Raw genomic sequence first — 14105 nt, 5'->3', positions numbered from 1 at the left:
CGTAGGGTTCAAGCTGAACTGGTATTCTGATCAGGCGTAGAAGTCGATATAGGTGCCGCGTTCTGCGTATGAACTTGCGCTGGCACCGCTGGCATAGCCCGAAGGATCATAGCCAGTCGCCGCATCATATTCGGCATTATTTTCAAGCGCGTCGCGCTCAAGAGTGGAACTGTCCGATTTTTGCTGCTGGTTTCGTTGTTCATAGGCAAGAAGAGCACGATTGATATCTTCGTCTTGAATGACATTTTGCTGACGGGTCGCCTGTTCGACAATCTGGTTTTGTTGATCTTCTTGCTGTGCATTGCGCGATGCCACCGGACGCGCAGGGCGCACCGGGATCGTTTGCAGCAGCTCGTTTGAAGAATTAACGCTAACCATCTTGTGTCAGTAACTCAATCTGATAAAGCAAGGCGCGACTCACCTAGCATTTTTCGGATTTTAATCAAGCTGACGCGAAATTGAAGCACTAATTTCAACCCGTTGCAGTTCACCTGATCTTTTTGTTCAGGCCTTGGGTCAGACCCTATTTCCCGGTCATTGGGGCGGGTGCGCATGGTGCATCATAAAGCCCGCTTGCGAACCTGTTTGCGCTATTCTTGGCGATGGCCTTAAGCTTGGCAGCTTCGACCGACACATGATCAAGTGTGATGTCTGTGCGTTCGGACGGGATGCGGATCAGGGCAGCACTAACACTCATAAGATCAAATCGCGCCATGTTGTTATCGCGCCCTTTGCCGATCAGATATCCGCGATCACGGGTTTCCGGGTCATAGAAACTTTTGATTTGCTCGTCGAACATGGCCTGTGCGCGTTGGACGGCTTCGACCGCATCTTCAAAATCAATAGACTGGACATAGGCAAAGAAGTCATCGCCGCCAATATGACCGACAAACCAGTCATTCTGGCTGAGCACTTTGCCAAGGATGTCTTTGAATAAAAGGATCGCGCGATCCCCTTGGCGGAAACCGTATCGGTCATTGAACGGTTTGAAATTATCAAAGTCAAAATAGACGGCAAAGCGACGTCGGCGCGGATCGGCAAGCGCACGTGCGGCATATCGGTAAATCGCACTATTGCCCGGAAGCCGGGTTAACGGGTTTTCATCCCGGGCATTAAGCGTGTTGCGTTCGTTTACGGCACGCAGCAATGCACTTTGATCAAGTACGCCAAGATAGTGACCATTTTCCGTCAGGATCACGCCATCAAGTGCATCGGTCGCAACAAAGGTTTCAAGCAGTTCGGAAAGGCTGGTGCGGATATCTGCCACCGGGCACCGGCGCAAAAACCGTTTGATATTGGCGCGGTTGGCCGGGTTTTGCAGCAATTCACGGCCAAACGGGGTATAGATAAAGGCCTTGAATTCGGCATCCCTGACCACCCCCATCGGTTCCCCATGTTGATTGACAACCGGGACCAGTGAGATATCGGGGTTCTGCTGAAAATAGGTCAGGATATCCACCGGGTTGATGTCACTCGGGATGGCCGGGGTGTCTAGAAGATAAGACCGCACAACGTCGTCATCACGATCTGTTTGTCGGCGGGTGTCTGCGGCAATATCGGCGGCAACCGGGACAATGTCGGTGCGTTCAGGAAGATCAACCGAAGGGCGGGCAATGAAGAAACCCTGTACCAAGTCGCAGCCCAAACGCCGACAGCATAAAAATTCTTCACGGGTTTCGACACCTTCGGCGACGACCTGTGCCGCGATCATATGGGCAAAGGCGGTGATTTGGGTGACGAACAATTCTTTGCGCCGGTCGCGGTCAATGCCATCAATAAAGAACCGGTCAATCTTGATGATGTCGGGTTCACATTCATAAAGCGCACGCAGTTGGGCAAAGCCACTGCCGTAATCGTCAATGGCGATCTTGAAGCCCTGACTGCGATATCGCACCAGAATGTCTTTAAGATAACCGGCATTGCTGATGTCGTGGCGTTCGGAAATCTCAAGGAAGATGGTGTCGCGTTCCAAACCTGCTTCGGCCAATAAGGCCGCTGTTTGGCCGGGTTGGTAATCCTCGGTCTTCACAACGCGATTGTCGAAATTGTAAAACAGTTTTAAGCGGTTGGCAGCGGGCATCCGGGCGAATTTTTCAATCGCCTTGGCGCGCAGCATCATATCGACGCTATGCAGGTTGCCGGTATCCCAAGCGGTATCAAACAATGATTGAATGGATGGAAAGCCCGCAGCATCCGAGCAGCGCAACAAGGCTTCGTAGCCAAAAACATGGCCTGTATGCGGGCTTACAATCGGTTGAAAGGCAAAATCGACCTTTTCGACGACCTGTTGCCAATTGCGCAACATGACTGGTTTGGTCATTGGCCGGTCGGACATCAATTCATCGTCTGCACCAAACGCCAATGCAGTTCCCCGATCTTCAAAAATGGTCTGAGTTCCCGGAATAAGGATTTAAGGACTGTTCCGGTATTTCTGGTATCGCAGAATTGACAACAACTTGATGACAGTAAAGTTACGAATAAGTGACATCCGCAGAAAACGTCCGTTTTTGTGTCAGAATACTGTCTTGTTCCTATACAAAGGGGTTAGATGAATTTCACAAATCGATACCCGTTTCTACTTCGCACCGAGATGTGCAAGCGGGTGATGTTCCTGTACCAGTCCACGTAGCCGTGACTCGAGAACATGGGTGTAAATCTGTGTCGTGGAAATATCGGCATGGCCCAGCATCTTTTGCAAACTGCGCAAATCCGCACCATTGGCCAACAGGTGGCTGGCAAAGGAATGGCGCAACACGTGCGGCGATACTTTTGACGGTGGAACCCCGGCATCTATTGCCAGATCCTTGATCATTTTCAAAAACATCTGCCGGGTCAAATGGCCGGTTTTACCGCGTGACGGGAATAAGTATGAGGATTGACCGGCCCGATCAGCATGCCCGTTTGATTTGTCTGATGATATGAATGCATCGCGGACATCAAGATAATCCCGAAGCGCATCCCGTGCCGGATCAGACAAGGGTACAAGTCGTTCTTTGTTGCCTTTGCCGCGCACGATCAGCATCTGTGGATCGCGCGCAGCCGCAGCATAGGGCAATTCAACCAGTTCGGAAACGCGCATGCCGGTGGCATACATCAATTCGACCATCGCAACGAGGCGCTTGCCCTTGATCCCCGGATGATCGATAGCGGCCGTAATCAGACGATCAATCTCATCAATCGACAAGAATTTCGGTAAGGTCTGGCCTTGTTGCGGACTGTCGATGTTCGAAGACGGATCATCATTGCGATACCCATCAGCATAGAGAAACTTGTGAAACTGGCGCAAAGCCGACAGACGCCTTGCCTGTGTGCGCGGTGCCAACCCAGCAGCCCCCAATTCCGCCATATAACGCCGCAAGTCGGTATCGACCGCTGTAACCGGATCAGACTTACCGGCAGTTAGCGACGATGCATAATCTTCAAGATCGCGGCGATAGGCATCAAGCGTATGCGGACTTGTCCCACGTTCAGCCGCCATCATTTCAAGAAAGGCGGCAATAAGGGAACTGGTCAGTGCCTTGGCCATTGCCTGATTCCATCACTGGTCAAAGGACAAAAGCAATTCTGTCGCAAGGTGGCGCGCATCGCTTGGCAGCCCAACCAGTTCAAGGGCGGCGACTGTGTCAGCCAGTGCTTTCGGGTCGGCATTTTCCTCGGCCGAGATTTGCTGTGCCTGAATGGCCATGGCAACTGTTTTTGCCTTTTGGCGTGCCGCAGCGGAAGCATTCAGGTGATGGGATACTGCACTGCTGATTGTCAGGCGGTCTTCTGCATAGGGTGCGGTTAAAAGCCCATCCCAAAGTCCTGCGGGGACTTCGATGCCGAACCCTTCATACAGATTGAAAATCAGTTCACCATAGCGTTTTGCAGCGGCCTGATCGCCACGGGCTGCCTGCATTTCCTGCCATTCGGCCATGCGGGCACGGTGGCGGGCAAGCGCCTGTGGATCTTGGGTTTCGACTTGTTGTGGTTCTGGCGCGTTTACGGTAACCGCACCGCCCAGACCAAAGCTTGGCTGTGGCGTGCTCTGAACATCCATCTGTGCCATCGTATTTTCCACAGGTTTGACAGCACCGGTTTCCTCAAGCCCGGAAATGGCGAGGACCGGATACAGCAGGCTGATCCGCCATGCGATATCATTGCTTGGATTTGCCGCATTCTTGGCGACCTGAAGCCAGTTTTCAGCACGTTCAAGCGCGTTGGATGCGATGGATGCCTTAAGTGCGACAACCGCAAACCATGAAAAATCACCATTTATCGGGATTTCAGTCAGAACCGGGGCGGTAAGGCGTGCGGCCTGAAGGAAGTCACCTTCGATTTCGGCATTCTCAAACAGTGCGGCCAGAATTTCTGCGCGGGCGGCGGGCACATCGCTTTGGATGGCTGCTTGGTAAAGTTTGGCATATTGGCGGGCCTGAATGCCTTCGGGGGCATCATCAAGCGCACTATCCAAAGCACTTGCATCGAAATTCACTGCACCATAAATCCCGGCCAACTGATCGGCACTGATCAGGCCAAGTTTTTCGGCTTTGCGGGCAGCTTCAAGACGAATGTCGGTTGCGGTGGCATCGGCATTGATCATGCCAATGATTGCTGCGGCATTGCCAGAATCAAGCTGGCTGTTGGGGATGGATTGCTTGGCGATGGCCAAAAGCGCGATATCAATCGGGCGGAGTTCTTGTAACAAGTCTGGTGAAACGGCACTGCCGCTGCGAATGGCGCCCACCAGCCCAAAGAAGGTGGCATCACTTTCGCCGTCCATTTCACGGACAAGATCAACCGAAAAGGCCGCTGATGCAGGGTCATTGACATAAAACGCGCACATGACGGCAGCTTTTAGCCAGAACATCTCGTCGTAGCTTGCCCCGTAACTTTCAATCGCACTGCAGGCCTCGTCGATCTTGGCGCCGATCAAAAGTGCATTGACCTCGGCCTGGGCCAGCATCGAGCCGCGTGATCCTTGTGGGGCTGCACGGACCAGCTCAATGGCCTCATCCAGTGCACCCATATTGATCAGTTTGGCAACACGGGCTTCAAGCAGGCTGATTTCTTTTGAGTCCTGCGGCAAGGCTGCGGCAGACAGCAAAAGACGAATTTGCAGATCGCGTGCCGTATGGGTGGCCGGTGTTGCGGGAAGATCGGAAATCAGCTGTGCCGCAGATTTCCGTGTCGTTCCATTCCACATATCGATACCCAGCCCGCCACGGGACCGGTCAATCGTGCCAACGGCTTCGACGTCAACGGCACCAAGGGTCAGAGATTGAACCGCGTTTGGATCGGACGGAAAACTGTTGGTTTCGGGGGTCGATGTTGTGCCGGCACCAAAGCTACCAGAAGAAACCGCATTGGATGGGCTGTTTTGGCTGGACGGTGTTTCATCAGATCGAAGTTCTGCGTCCCGTTCTGCTTCCTGTTTTAAAAACAGTGGTACAGGTGCCGAGGTCTGCGCATATGCAGGCGCGGATACAATTCCCGTTCCCGTCATCATTGCCAGTAAACAGGTCTGTATCAGCAGGCGGGAACGCAAATTCATCTTAATTGAACCTCGAATTCGGAATGGTTTCTTCGATTTGAGTGGTCGGTGCCGGGATATCCCACGTGACAAGGAACGTAGCACCACCGGCAATCACGGCGATGACCAGCAACAAGATGAGGCGCGATAAGATCTTCATTTTAATCCAGACTTCGAAGCGTTTAAGCGAATGGCACAGCGACCAGTATGCTGACGATAATCAAAGATGCAAGAAACGGAAACATCGCGTTGATTATTCAATCAAATGATCAACGACATTTCCGGCATGTTTGTATGTTCCGTCCTACAATACCACGCCAAAGGATGATCAAGCAGGCTGGGTGACATTTCATTTCGGCAACTTCAAGGCAGTATAGGCTGCTTGATCCTGACAGAGGGTTAATAAGCATCAACGCAACAAGGTTCGCCAAATGCGCCTTTGGGCACGTGCCTTGTGACCTGCATCGGCAAATTTGCGCAGGTTTTTTGTTGCAAATTATACGTGGTTTGCTTGCGTTCGACGCCGAGCTGGCCTAAAGAATTGGGTAATTTGTATATCAACCGGATGAACTACAGGACTGCAAACCGAACATGGACAGCAACATTGCCGAGTCGGGTTTGCACGAAGACGTAATCGCCAAAATTCGGGAAGGCCTTAAAGGCCGGACTTTGGTTTTTATTGGACTGATGGGTGCAGGAAAAAGCTGCATCGGCCGAATGGTCGCCAAGGAACTGAACCTGGAATTTGTCGATGCCGACCGCGAAATCGAAGAAGCCGCTGGCTGCTCGGTTGCCGATATCTTCAAGCTGTATGGCGAAGAGGCATTTCGTGATGGCGAGGAACGTGTAATTGCCCGTTTACTGGATGGCGAACAGATCGTGTTGGCCACAGGCGGAGGTGCGTTTATTCGCGAACGCACCCGCCAATTGATTCTCGATAAATCCATATCTGTTTGGCTGCGTGCGGATATTGATCTGCTGTTGCACCGTACGAGTGGCCGAACCCATCGTCCGTTGCTTAATAGCGGCGATCCGCGCCAAATTCTGGCAGGGCTTATCGAAACGCGTCACCCGATCTATGCCGGGGCGGACATTATTTTCGACTGTGATGAATCGTCAAAAGAAGAAACCCGCGATGCAGTTTTAGAACTGATGGCGAATTCTTTTGATGATGACGGTCAATTGATCAAGATAGGAACCTGACGAAGTGAGCAATCACGATACCCTTCGCGTCGAACTTGGCGCACGCAGCTATGACATCCTTGTTGGCAGCAATCTTTTGGCCGATACCGCCAAATATATTGCACCCTTTGTCAGGAAGGCCGGGGTTATCGTGATCAGTGATGCGGTCGTGGCCAAGCATCATCTTCCAACGGTTCTGGAATCCCTTGATGGTGCAGATATCGCGCATCGGGAAGTTGTCGTACCTTCGGGCGAGAAATCCAAATGCTTTGCCGTCTTCGAAGATGTCGTCGAACAGATTTTGGCAATGGGCATTGAACGTTCCACGTTGATCATTGCATTGGGCGGCGGGGTTGTTGGTGATCTGGCGGGCTATGTCGCGGCATCTCTTTTGCGCGGTCTTGATTTCGTGCAAATCCCGACCACACTTCTTTCGCAGGTCGATAGTTCTGTCGGTGGGAAAACCGGTATCAATTCCAAATCGGGCAAGAACCTTGTCGGGGCGTTTCATCAGCCGCGTCTGGTTCTGGCCGATACGGCTGTTCTTGATACGCTTCCGGCCCGTGAATTGCGTTCGGGCTATGCCGAAGTTGTTAAATACGGCCTGATTGATGATCTGGAATTCTTTGCCTGGCTGGAAGAAAACGGTCAGGCGGTTCTTGATACAGATGGCGCGGAACGCCGTCAGGCCGTGATCAAAAGCTGTGCGGCAAAGGCCCGCATCGTATCCGAAGATGAACGCGAAGGCGGCAAGCGTGCCTTGCTTAACCTTGGTCACACCTTCGGTCATGCGTTTGAAGCAGAAACCGGTTACGGCGAAAAGCTTTTGCATGGTGAAGCTGTGGCGATGGGCATGGTAATCGCCCATGACGTTTGTGGCGCGATGGGCATGGCGCCTGCCGGGGAGAAAGATCGCATTACGGATCATTTGAAATCGGTTGGTCTTCCGGTCAGCGCATCGGAAGTTGCCGGGATGCATTGGGATATCGACAAAGTGATTGGTCATATGTCACGCGATAAAAAGGTCCGCGACGGTGAAATCACCTTTGTCATGACACGCGGTATTGGCAAGGCATTCACATCCAAGGCCATGGATGTTGAAAAGATGCGGGCGGCAATTACCCGGTCGTGCCGTGGCTGATTGATCGTCTTTGTGTCGAGACCAGATATGGCTTGTCTGATCGGCTAATCTGTTTAGTGATGTTGTTAACTTGTTTAACGGCAATTGACCTTATAGGTGAAGACAGGACAAAGTAGTTTTGTTGCGATCACCCTTTGGAGACTTCCCTGAATGACAATCACGATCATCGTGATTTTTTTCCTGCTGATGTTGTCGGCATTCTTTTCTGGCTCGGAAACTGCGCTGACAGCAGCGTCGCGTCCGGTCATGCATCACAAAGAGCAGGATGGGGATCTGCGCGCCGGGATCGTTAACAGGCTGCGCCAGTATCAGGAACGCCTGCTGGGCGCGATCTTGCTGGGCAATAACATGGTCAATATTCTGGCCTCAGCCCTTGCGACATCGGTAATGATCGAGCTGTTTGGCGAGAACGGTGTTGTCTATGCAACCATTGCCATGACAGCACTTGTTCTGGTGTTCTCCGAAATTCTGCCAAAAACCTATGCCCTGCAGCATGCCGATACCATGGCACTGCGGGTCGCCCGACCAATGAGCATTCTTGTGGTGCTTTTTGCCCCGGTGACGCAAACCATTCAGGTTGTCGTGCAGGCAACTTTGCGGCTGTTTGGCAGCGGCGAAGGCCCCGGTCTGGACAGCGAACGCGAATTGCGTGGTGCAATTGAATTGCACGCCGATGATGTTGTTGTCGGCAATCATCACGCCGAACGCACCATGTTGCATGGGGTGCTTGATCTTGAGGATGTCGGGGTATGGGAAATCATGGTGCACCGTCGCAAGGTGCAGATGATTGATATCACCCGTTCGATGGAAGAGATTATTGATACGGTGCTGGCCAGTCCGCACACCCGTATTCCGGTCTATGAAAAAGACCCCGATAACATCGTTGGCGTTTTGCATGCGCGTGAAGTGCTCAAGGCGATTGTGCGCGGGGCAAAACCGACATCGGCAGCCGATGTGCGTGAATTATGCGCAGAAGCATGGTTTATCCCGGATTCCACGACCCTTGCCGATCAGTTAAAGGCATTCAAGGAACGGCACGAACATTTCGCCATCGTGGTTGACGAATATGGTGCGTTCGAAGGCGTGGTATCGCTTGAAGACATTCTTGAAGAAATCGTTGGCGACATTGCCGATGAAACCGACGTCGAAGTTGTCGGTGTTCAACCGCAAACCGACGGATCGGTGATCGTGCGCGGTGACGTCACCATTCGTGATTTGAATCGTCGATTTGGCTGGCGTCTGCCCGATGAAGAGGCCGCAACGGTTGCCGGCCTTTTGCTGTATGAAACCCGACGTATTCCCGATGTCGGGCAACATTTCCGCTTCCACGGGTTTGAATTCGAAGTCCTTCGCCGTATTCGTAATCAGGTAACGCGTGTGCGGATGCGTGAAGTTTCCGATATTATCGCGGCAGATCAGGAATAAGCCAGACGCGACGAATGGTTGATTGCGTTTTCCTGATATGAACCGGTTCGGCGTAAACCGTTTTAAGTTTCTCCACTTATGGGTTAAAATCTTGTCAGAAGGTCTTGACCCAAAGGATTGCAGGGCCACTTGCAAATAAGGGCCCCTGTGTTTCGCAAGTGTTTTGCAGCGCAGCACCAAATGATCTGATCGGGTTTGGGCGTGTGGCAACAGCAATCTGCAGAGAGAGAAAAATGGATACGAAAATCGTACCAGGTGTGGTTAAGGAGCAATCCATAGCGACACTTAATCCCGCCGATTCCGTAATGGATGCCGTTAACCTGATGTCCGAACGCAAAATCGGTGCCGTGATCATTGTTGATGATAATGCAAAGCTTGCAGGTATTTTTACCGAACGTGATCTTGTGAACCGTGTTGTGGCAAAGGGACTTGATGCTGCGACTGTGCCATTGTCACAGGTTATGACCAGCGATCCCGATACACTTGGTCCCAATGATACAGCAATGAGTGCGCTTAATTTGATGAGTGCCCGGCGCTACCGCCACTTACCTGTTGTCGACGGGGATAAAGTGATTGGCATGGTGTCGATCCGTGACCTGTTCAACGCGGTCAAGGCGCAACTTGAAGAAGATGTTCGCGAACGTGAAAAATTCATCTTCGGATCGGATTACGGCGTCGCCTAGCGGGAATTTTCCGGCGCAAGGATGGCTGTAATCCAGCTTTTGCCTTCAATCCAAGTTCGTTTTCCCGGCCTGTTTGGGCGCGGGGGGATAGGTGTGGGCATTCTTTGAAAAATGCTTTGTTGCGTGACAACGTGCAAGTGAATATCTTTACGTTTACGTAAAGGAGAGAATTCCCGATGCCATTGTCCAGCCCCGCCGCGCGTGAACATATTCATACCCGCACCGTGACCTGTCAGGGGTTTCGCCGTCAGGACGGGTTGTGGGATGTCGAAGGCCACATCACCGATATCAAGACATACGGATTTGCCAATCATGACCGCGGGGAAATCCCGCCAGGTGAACCTGTCCATGAAATGTGGATACGGGTCACCATCGGTGATGATCTTGTCATACAGGCGGTCGAGGCGGTCACGGACTATGCGCCCTTCACCGGATGTGAGGCGATTGCGCCCGATTATGAAAAACTGGTGGGGTTAAAGCTTGGCCCGGGCCTGCGCAAACAAATCCGCGATCGGGTCGGCGGTATTCATGGATGCACGCATCTGAATGAGTTGATGGGGCCGGTTGCAACCACGGCTTTTCAGACGGTATTTCCGATCCTTGCCCGTGAATCGCTTGAAGGGCAACAAGAAGGGCATCCTTCAGATGACAAAACGCCAAAACGGCGCATGCCATTGATCAATACCTGTCATGGTTGGCGCAGTGACGGGCCTGCGGTCCGGCGCGTTGCCCCAGATTTCTATACAGGTGAGAAATAGGTTCTTGGAGATTATCTGATCAAAGGGCAGACCGATAAGTTTACCTTGCAAGTGGCGTTTAAAGGCCCAATATCAAAATCTATCCGTCGCGTGTATTTGTCAGGCTGGACATGACCTTATTACGCCGTGTTGGAAGAACCAAAAAGAATAAGAAGGGTCGAAATGTTCTGGCGCGGAACATCTCAATGTTCGCGCTGGCTATTGGTTTGTCTGGTGTTTTGCTAGGTGGCGCGGCTTCACCCGTACGCGCAGATGAAACATTCCCTTTGCTGACGGAGCAAGGGCAGGCGCCGGTTGATAATCAGGACAGTTTCTTGATCCTGCAAACCAATCTGCATCCGCCTTATCAAGAATTGCAAAATGGAACGCTGGGTGGGTATTCCATCGCGGTTCTGAATTGTGCATTTGAACGTATCGGGGTTGGGTACGGTTTGGCCGTGGCACCGCGTCAACGGAACCGTGAAATGGTTCAAAGCGGACGTTCGGACGGGTTCTTTTTAGCACGCATCAGCGAGTTCATGGATGAATATGCGGTGGCGTCAAAGCCACTGGCCCTGGAAAAATGGGTATGGGTTTCACCCTCTACGCTAACCAGCAGTACACAAGCCAAACAGGCACCAAAACCCAATGAATATTCGACAATTGGTGCGATACTTGGATCGAACGAAGCAGAATGGTTAGCCGAACAGGGCTACGGCGATGTTGTGCGTGTTCCATCCATCGCCTCCTTGGTGGGGCAGGTCGCAATGGGGCGTGTCGATTTTGCATTGGTCGACAAGCACAGTTTTGAGATTGCCCGCAATGAGCTGGATCTTGGCGCGGAGAAGTTTCGCGTTCAGTTTGAACGTTATGCGCCGTTGGTGGTGTATTTCTCCAAACGTTACGTGGCACAGTTCCCCAACCTGCTCAGCGATTTGAACGGTGTGCTGGAATTTTGTGAAACCAAGCCGATGCATCTGGAACCATGGGAACGTGACGCGATTGAACGGGTCCAGTTGCCGATGGTGCGCCAGCTTGCCAAGTCTGCGGATCTGATCGGGAATGTAAGGGCTGTTCTTGGCGATGGCCGGTTATCGGCGGACCATAAACAACTTATCGATGAAGAATGGATAGCGATGGGACGTTTGGGGCAGGCAAGTGCCCGGGCGCGTGAAGTGCTTGATAACGTTCTGTCGGAATATCTGCGTGGGTTCCAGGCTTCTAGTGCGGGACAGGTGGCAGAAGCCTTTGTGTTTGATATTTATGGGCAAACCGTTGGTATGAGCCGCCTGACATCGGATTTCGACCAATCTGATGAACCGCAATATCAGATGGCCGAATATATTAATCGCGATCATGCCTTGATCGCCGACATCCGGTTTGATGCATCTACCCGTTCTTTCCTGTCACAAATCACCGTCCCGATCATCGATCCGGAGAACGGACGAATCCTTGCGGCCTTGACGGTTGGGCTGGATGTGTCGGCAGCATTACGCCCGGAAAGTTAAGCAATATTTGTCGATTAATTGCCGCCTGGATCCGTGATCTTGATCGCGATGTTGCTATACCAGTCGGCGGCTTCCTGCATTTCCGTGACACTCAGGTCTTCGGCAATTGGCGTCATGATGTCATGAGGTCGTTTGCCGTTGGCAAATGCCTTAAGCTGCGTCTCGATATAGATATTGGTCTCTCCGGCCAAGTTCGGGGCATCGTCCAGTTCAGAAATCCCGTTCACACCATGACACCCGACGCAAAGTTCCGGTGCGTCATCTTCGGTTTTCCCCATGGGAAGTGTTGCCGTCACGTCGAAATGGTTGAACCAATGGGCGACATTGTTGATTTGATCTTCTGACAGGCCGCGTGCCACAACAGTCATCATTTCATGTTCGCGGTCGCCGGTTTTGAACGCCTGTAATTGGGTAATCAGATAATCAACAGGTTCACCGCCAATATGCGGTGCAATGGGAATGCGAGCCTTGCCATCAAGTCCATGACAGGTGCGGCACATGCCAGCCACTTTACGCCCGTCTTTTAACGTCGTGGCGTCATTTGTTGGTGTCGGGGCAGTTGTGTCCTGGGCGAAAAGAGCCCCGGCGGGCAAAAGCCCGCCGAGGAGTGCGATCAGCAAAATACGCATCAATTACCCTCATACCAAATGCGATACAAAGCACCGGCAAGATCATCGGACACAATGATCGAACCATCGCGTAATTGGGCAACATCAACCGGACGACCAAGATATTCGTCGTTTTCGTCAATCCAGCCTTCTGCAAATGGTTCGATGCTGGCATTCCCTTCGGCATCGATGAAGGTCACCATCACGCGCGCACCAACCGGTGTCGTGCGGTTCCATGACCCATGCTGCGCCGAGAAGATTGCATTCTTGTATTTGGCCGGGAACATCTTGCCGGTATAGAAGCTCATGCCAAGGTCAGCGGCATGGGCAACTGTTTCAACGGCGGGCATGACAACATCATATGGGACTTCCTGCCCGGCATATTCGTTGGTGCGAACGTCACCGCCGCCATACCACGGATGGCCGAAATGTTGTCCGGCGGCGGTCTGGTGGTTGATTTCACCCGGCGGGATGTCATCGCCCATGCCATCCACCTGATTGTCCGTCCACCACAGTTCGCCGGTTTCCGGATGGAAGTCATGACCGACGGAATTACGCACCCCATAGGTATAAACTTCGCGCTCGGAACCATCGGTCTTGATGCGGATAATCCCGCCAATCCCGAATTCGCGGTACAGGTCAAGCTTGTCTTCCGGGGCAACGTTAAACGGCTGCCCAAGCGAGATGTAAAGCTTCCCATCAGGGCCGACTTTACAAACGCGTGCGGTGTGGTTGTAGCTTTCTTCGGATGGCGGGACCAGTTCGCCCTGCTTGACAACGTTAAATGCCGCAACATCCGGGCTTTCATAGAAAAACTCGGCGGCCGGGAAGGTCAGGACGCGGTTTTGTTCGGCGATATACAGCATCCCGTCCGGCGAGAAGCACGGACCATTGGGAATGGCAAAGCGCAGCGACGGGGCGAAGTCTTTTACCTCGTCAGCAACCCGGTCCTTGTTGCGGTCGGTAACCGACCAGACTTTATCTTTGCGGGTGCCGACAAACACCACGACTCCTTGCGGGCCGACGGCAATATGGCGGGCATCCGGGACGATGGCATAAAGCCCGATCTTGAACCCGTCAGGAAGCTTGATGCGATCAAGAGTCTTTTTGATCCCCTCGGCATAGTCGCCACCCTGTTCAATGCGGGTGAATTCAGTCGTCCCGGTGGATTGGAAATTTGAAAGTTTTTCAAGATTGTCCGGTGCTGGTGCTTGCGCATAGGCGGTTCCGGAGATGGCGAGGGCAATGCTCGCCAATAATAGGCGTTTAGTCATTACGTAGTCCTCCCGATTGTAACGAATGCCATTCA

13 protein-coding genes are annotated in these 14105 nt (G+C 52.5%); 6 read left to right on the top strand and 7 right to left on the bottom strand.

The annotated features are described in order from the left end of the window. Positions 1–30 precede the first annotated feature (30 nt). The 5 genes from RIC05_RS12705 to RIC05_RS12685 form a co-directional block, all read right to left on the bottom strand. Entirely contained in the window at positions 31–378 is a 348-nt protein-coding gene (locus RIC05_RS12705) for a hypothetical protein (protein ID WP_350048411.1), read from the bottom strand. 145 nt (positions 379–523) lie between these two features. After that, a complete protein-coding gene (locus RIC05_RS12700) occupies positions 524–2362 on the bottom strand; it encodes a GGDEF domain-containing protein (protein WP_350048413.1) in 1839 nt (612 codons plus the stop codon). 213 nt (positions 2363–2575) lie between these two features. Beyond that, positions 2576–3526 carry a site-specific tyrosine recombinase XerD gene (gene xerD / locus RIC05_RS12695; protein ID WP_350048415.1) on the bottom strand — a complete coding sequence of 317 codons (951 nt, stop codon included), beginning with the start codon at positions 3524–3526 and terminating at the stop codon, positions 2576–2578. A 12-nt stretch (positions 3527–3538) separates the two neighbouring features. Then, the gene (locus RIC05_RS12690) at positions 3539–5533 is read right to left on the bottom strand and encodes an antifreeze glycopeptide (protein WP_350048417.1); all 1995 of its coding nucleotides are present in this window, start codon (positions 5531–5533) and stop codon (positions 3539–3541) included. Position 5534: 1 nt separating this feature from the next. Continuing rightward, entirely contained in the window at positions 5535–5672 is a 138-nt protein-coding gene (locus tag RIC05_RS12685; RefSeq protein WP_350041417.1) for a hypothetical protein, read from the bottom strand. 431 nt (positions 5673–6103) lie between these two features. Between RIC05_RS12685 and RIC05_RS12680 the strand changes: the two genes are divergently transcribed. The 6 genes from RIC05_RS12680 (at position 6104) to RIC05_RS12655 (ending at position 12188) form a co-directional block, all read left to right on the top strand. After that, positions 6104–6715, top strand: coding sequence for a shikimate kinase (locus tag RIC05_RS12680; protein ID WP_350048419.1), 612 nt, complete (start codon positions 6104–6106; stop codon positions 6713–6715). 4 nt (positions 6716–6719) lie between these two features. Then, complete coding sequence (gene aroB, locus RIC05_RS12675; protein WP_350048421.1) at positions 6720–7835, top strand: 3-dehydroquinate synthase; 1116 nt, start codon at positions 6720–6722, stop codon at positions 7833–7835. A gap of 150 nt (positions 7836–7985) precedes the next feature. Next, the gene (locus RIC05_RS12670; RefSeq protein WP_350041420.1) at positions 7986–9260 is read left to right on the top strand and encodes an HlyC/CorC family transporter; all 1275 of its coding nucleotides are present in this window, start codon (positions 7986–7988) and stop codon (positions 9258–9260) included. Between the two features lie 233 nt (positions 9261–9493). Next, the gene (locus RIC05_RS12665) at positions 9494–9943 is read left to right on the top strand and encodes a CBS domain-containing protein (RefSeq protein WP_350048423.1); all 450 of its coding nucleotides are present in this window, start codon (positions 9494–9496) and stop codon (positions 9941–9943) included. A gap of 176 nt (positions 9944–10119) precedes the next feature. Then, entirely contained in the window at positions 10120–10701 is a 582-nt protein-coding gene (locus RIC05_RS12660; protein WP_350048425.1) for a DUF2889 domain-containing protein, read from the top strand. A 185-nt stretch (positions 10702–10886) separates the two neighbouring features. After that, a complete protein-coding gene (locus RIC05_RS12655) occupies positions 10887–12188 on the top strand; it encodes a transporter substrate-binding domain-containing protein (RefSeq protein WP_350048427.1) in 1302 nt (433 codons plus the stop codon). Positions 12189–12202: 14 nt separating this feature from the next. On the opposite strand, the gene RIC05_RS12650 is transcribed toward RIC05_RS12655, so the two are convergent. Next, a complete protein-coding gene (locus RIC05_RS12650) occupies positions 12203–12817 on the bottom strand; it encodes a c-type cytochrome (protein ID WP_350048429.1) in 615 nt (204 codons plus the stop codon). After that, positions 12817–14070, bottom strand: a complete 1254-nt coding sequence (locus RIC05_RS12645) for a PQQ-dependent sugar dehydrogenase (protein WP_350048431.1) — start codon at positions 14068–14070, stop codon at positions 12817–12819. Before RIC05_RS12645 ends, RIC05_RS12650 begins: the two co-directional genes overlap by 1 nt. Positions 14071–14105: the final 35 nt, after the last annotated feature.

The sequence above is a fragment of the Thalassospira sp. genome, from assembly GCF_040218635.1.
Taxonomy (GTDB): Bacteria; Pseudomonadota; Alphaproteobacteria; order Rhodospirillales; family Thalassospiraceae; genus Thalassospira.
Note: the sequence above shows the minus strand (reverse complement) of the source record. Positions and strands in the feature narration are given on the sequence as shown.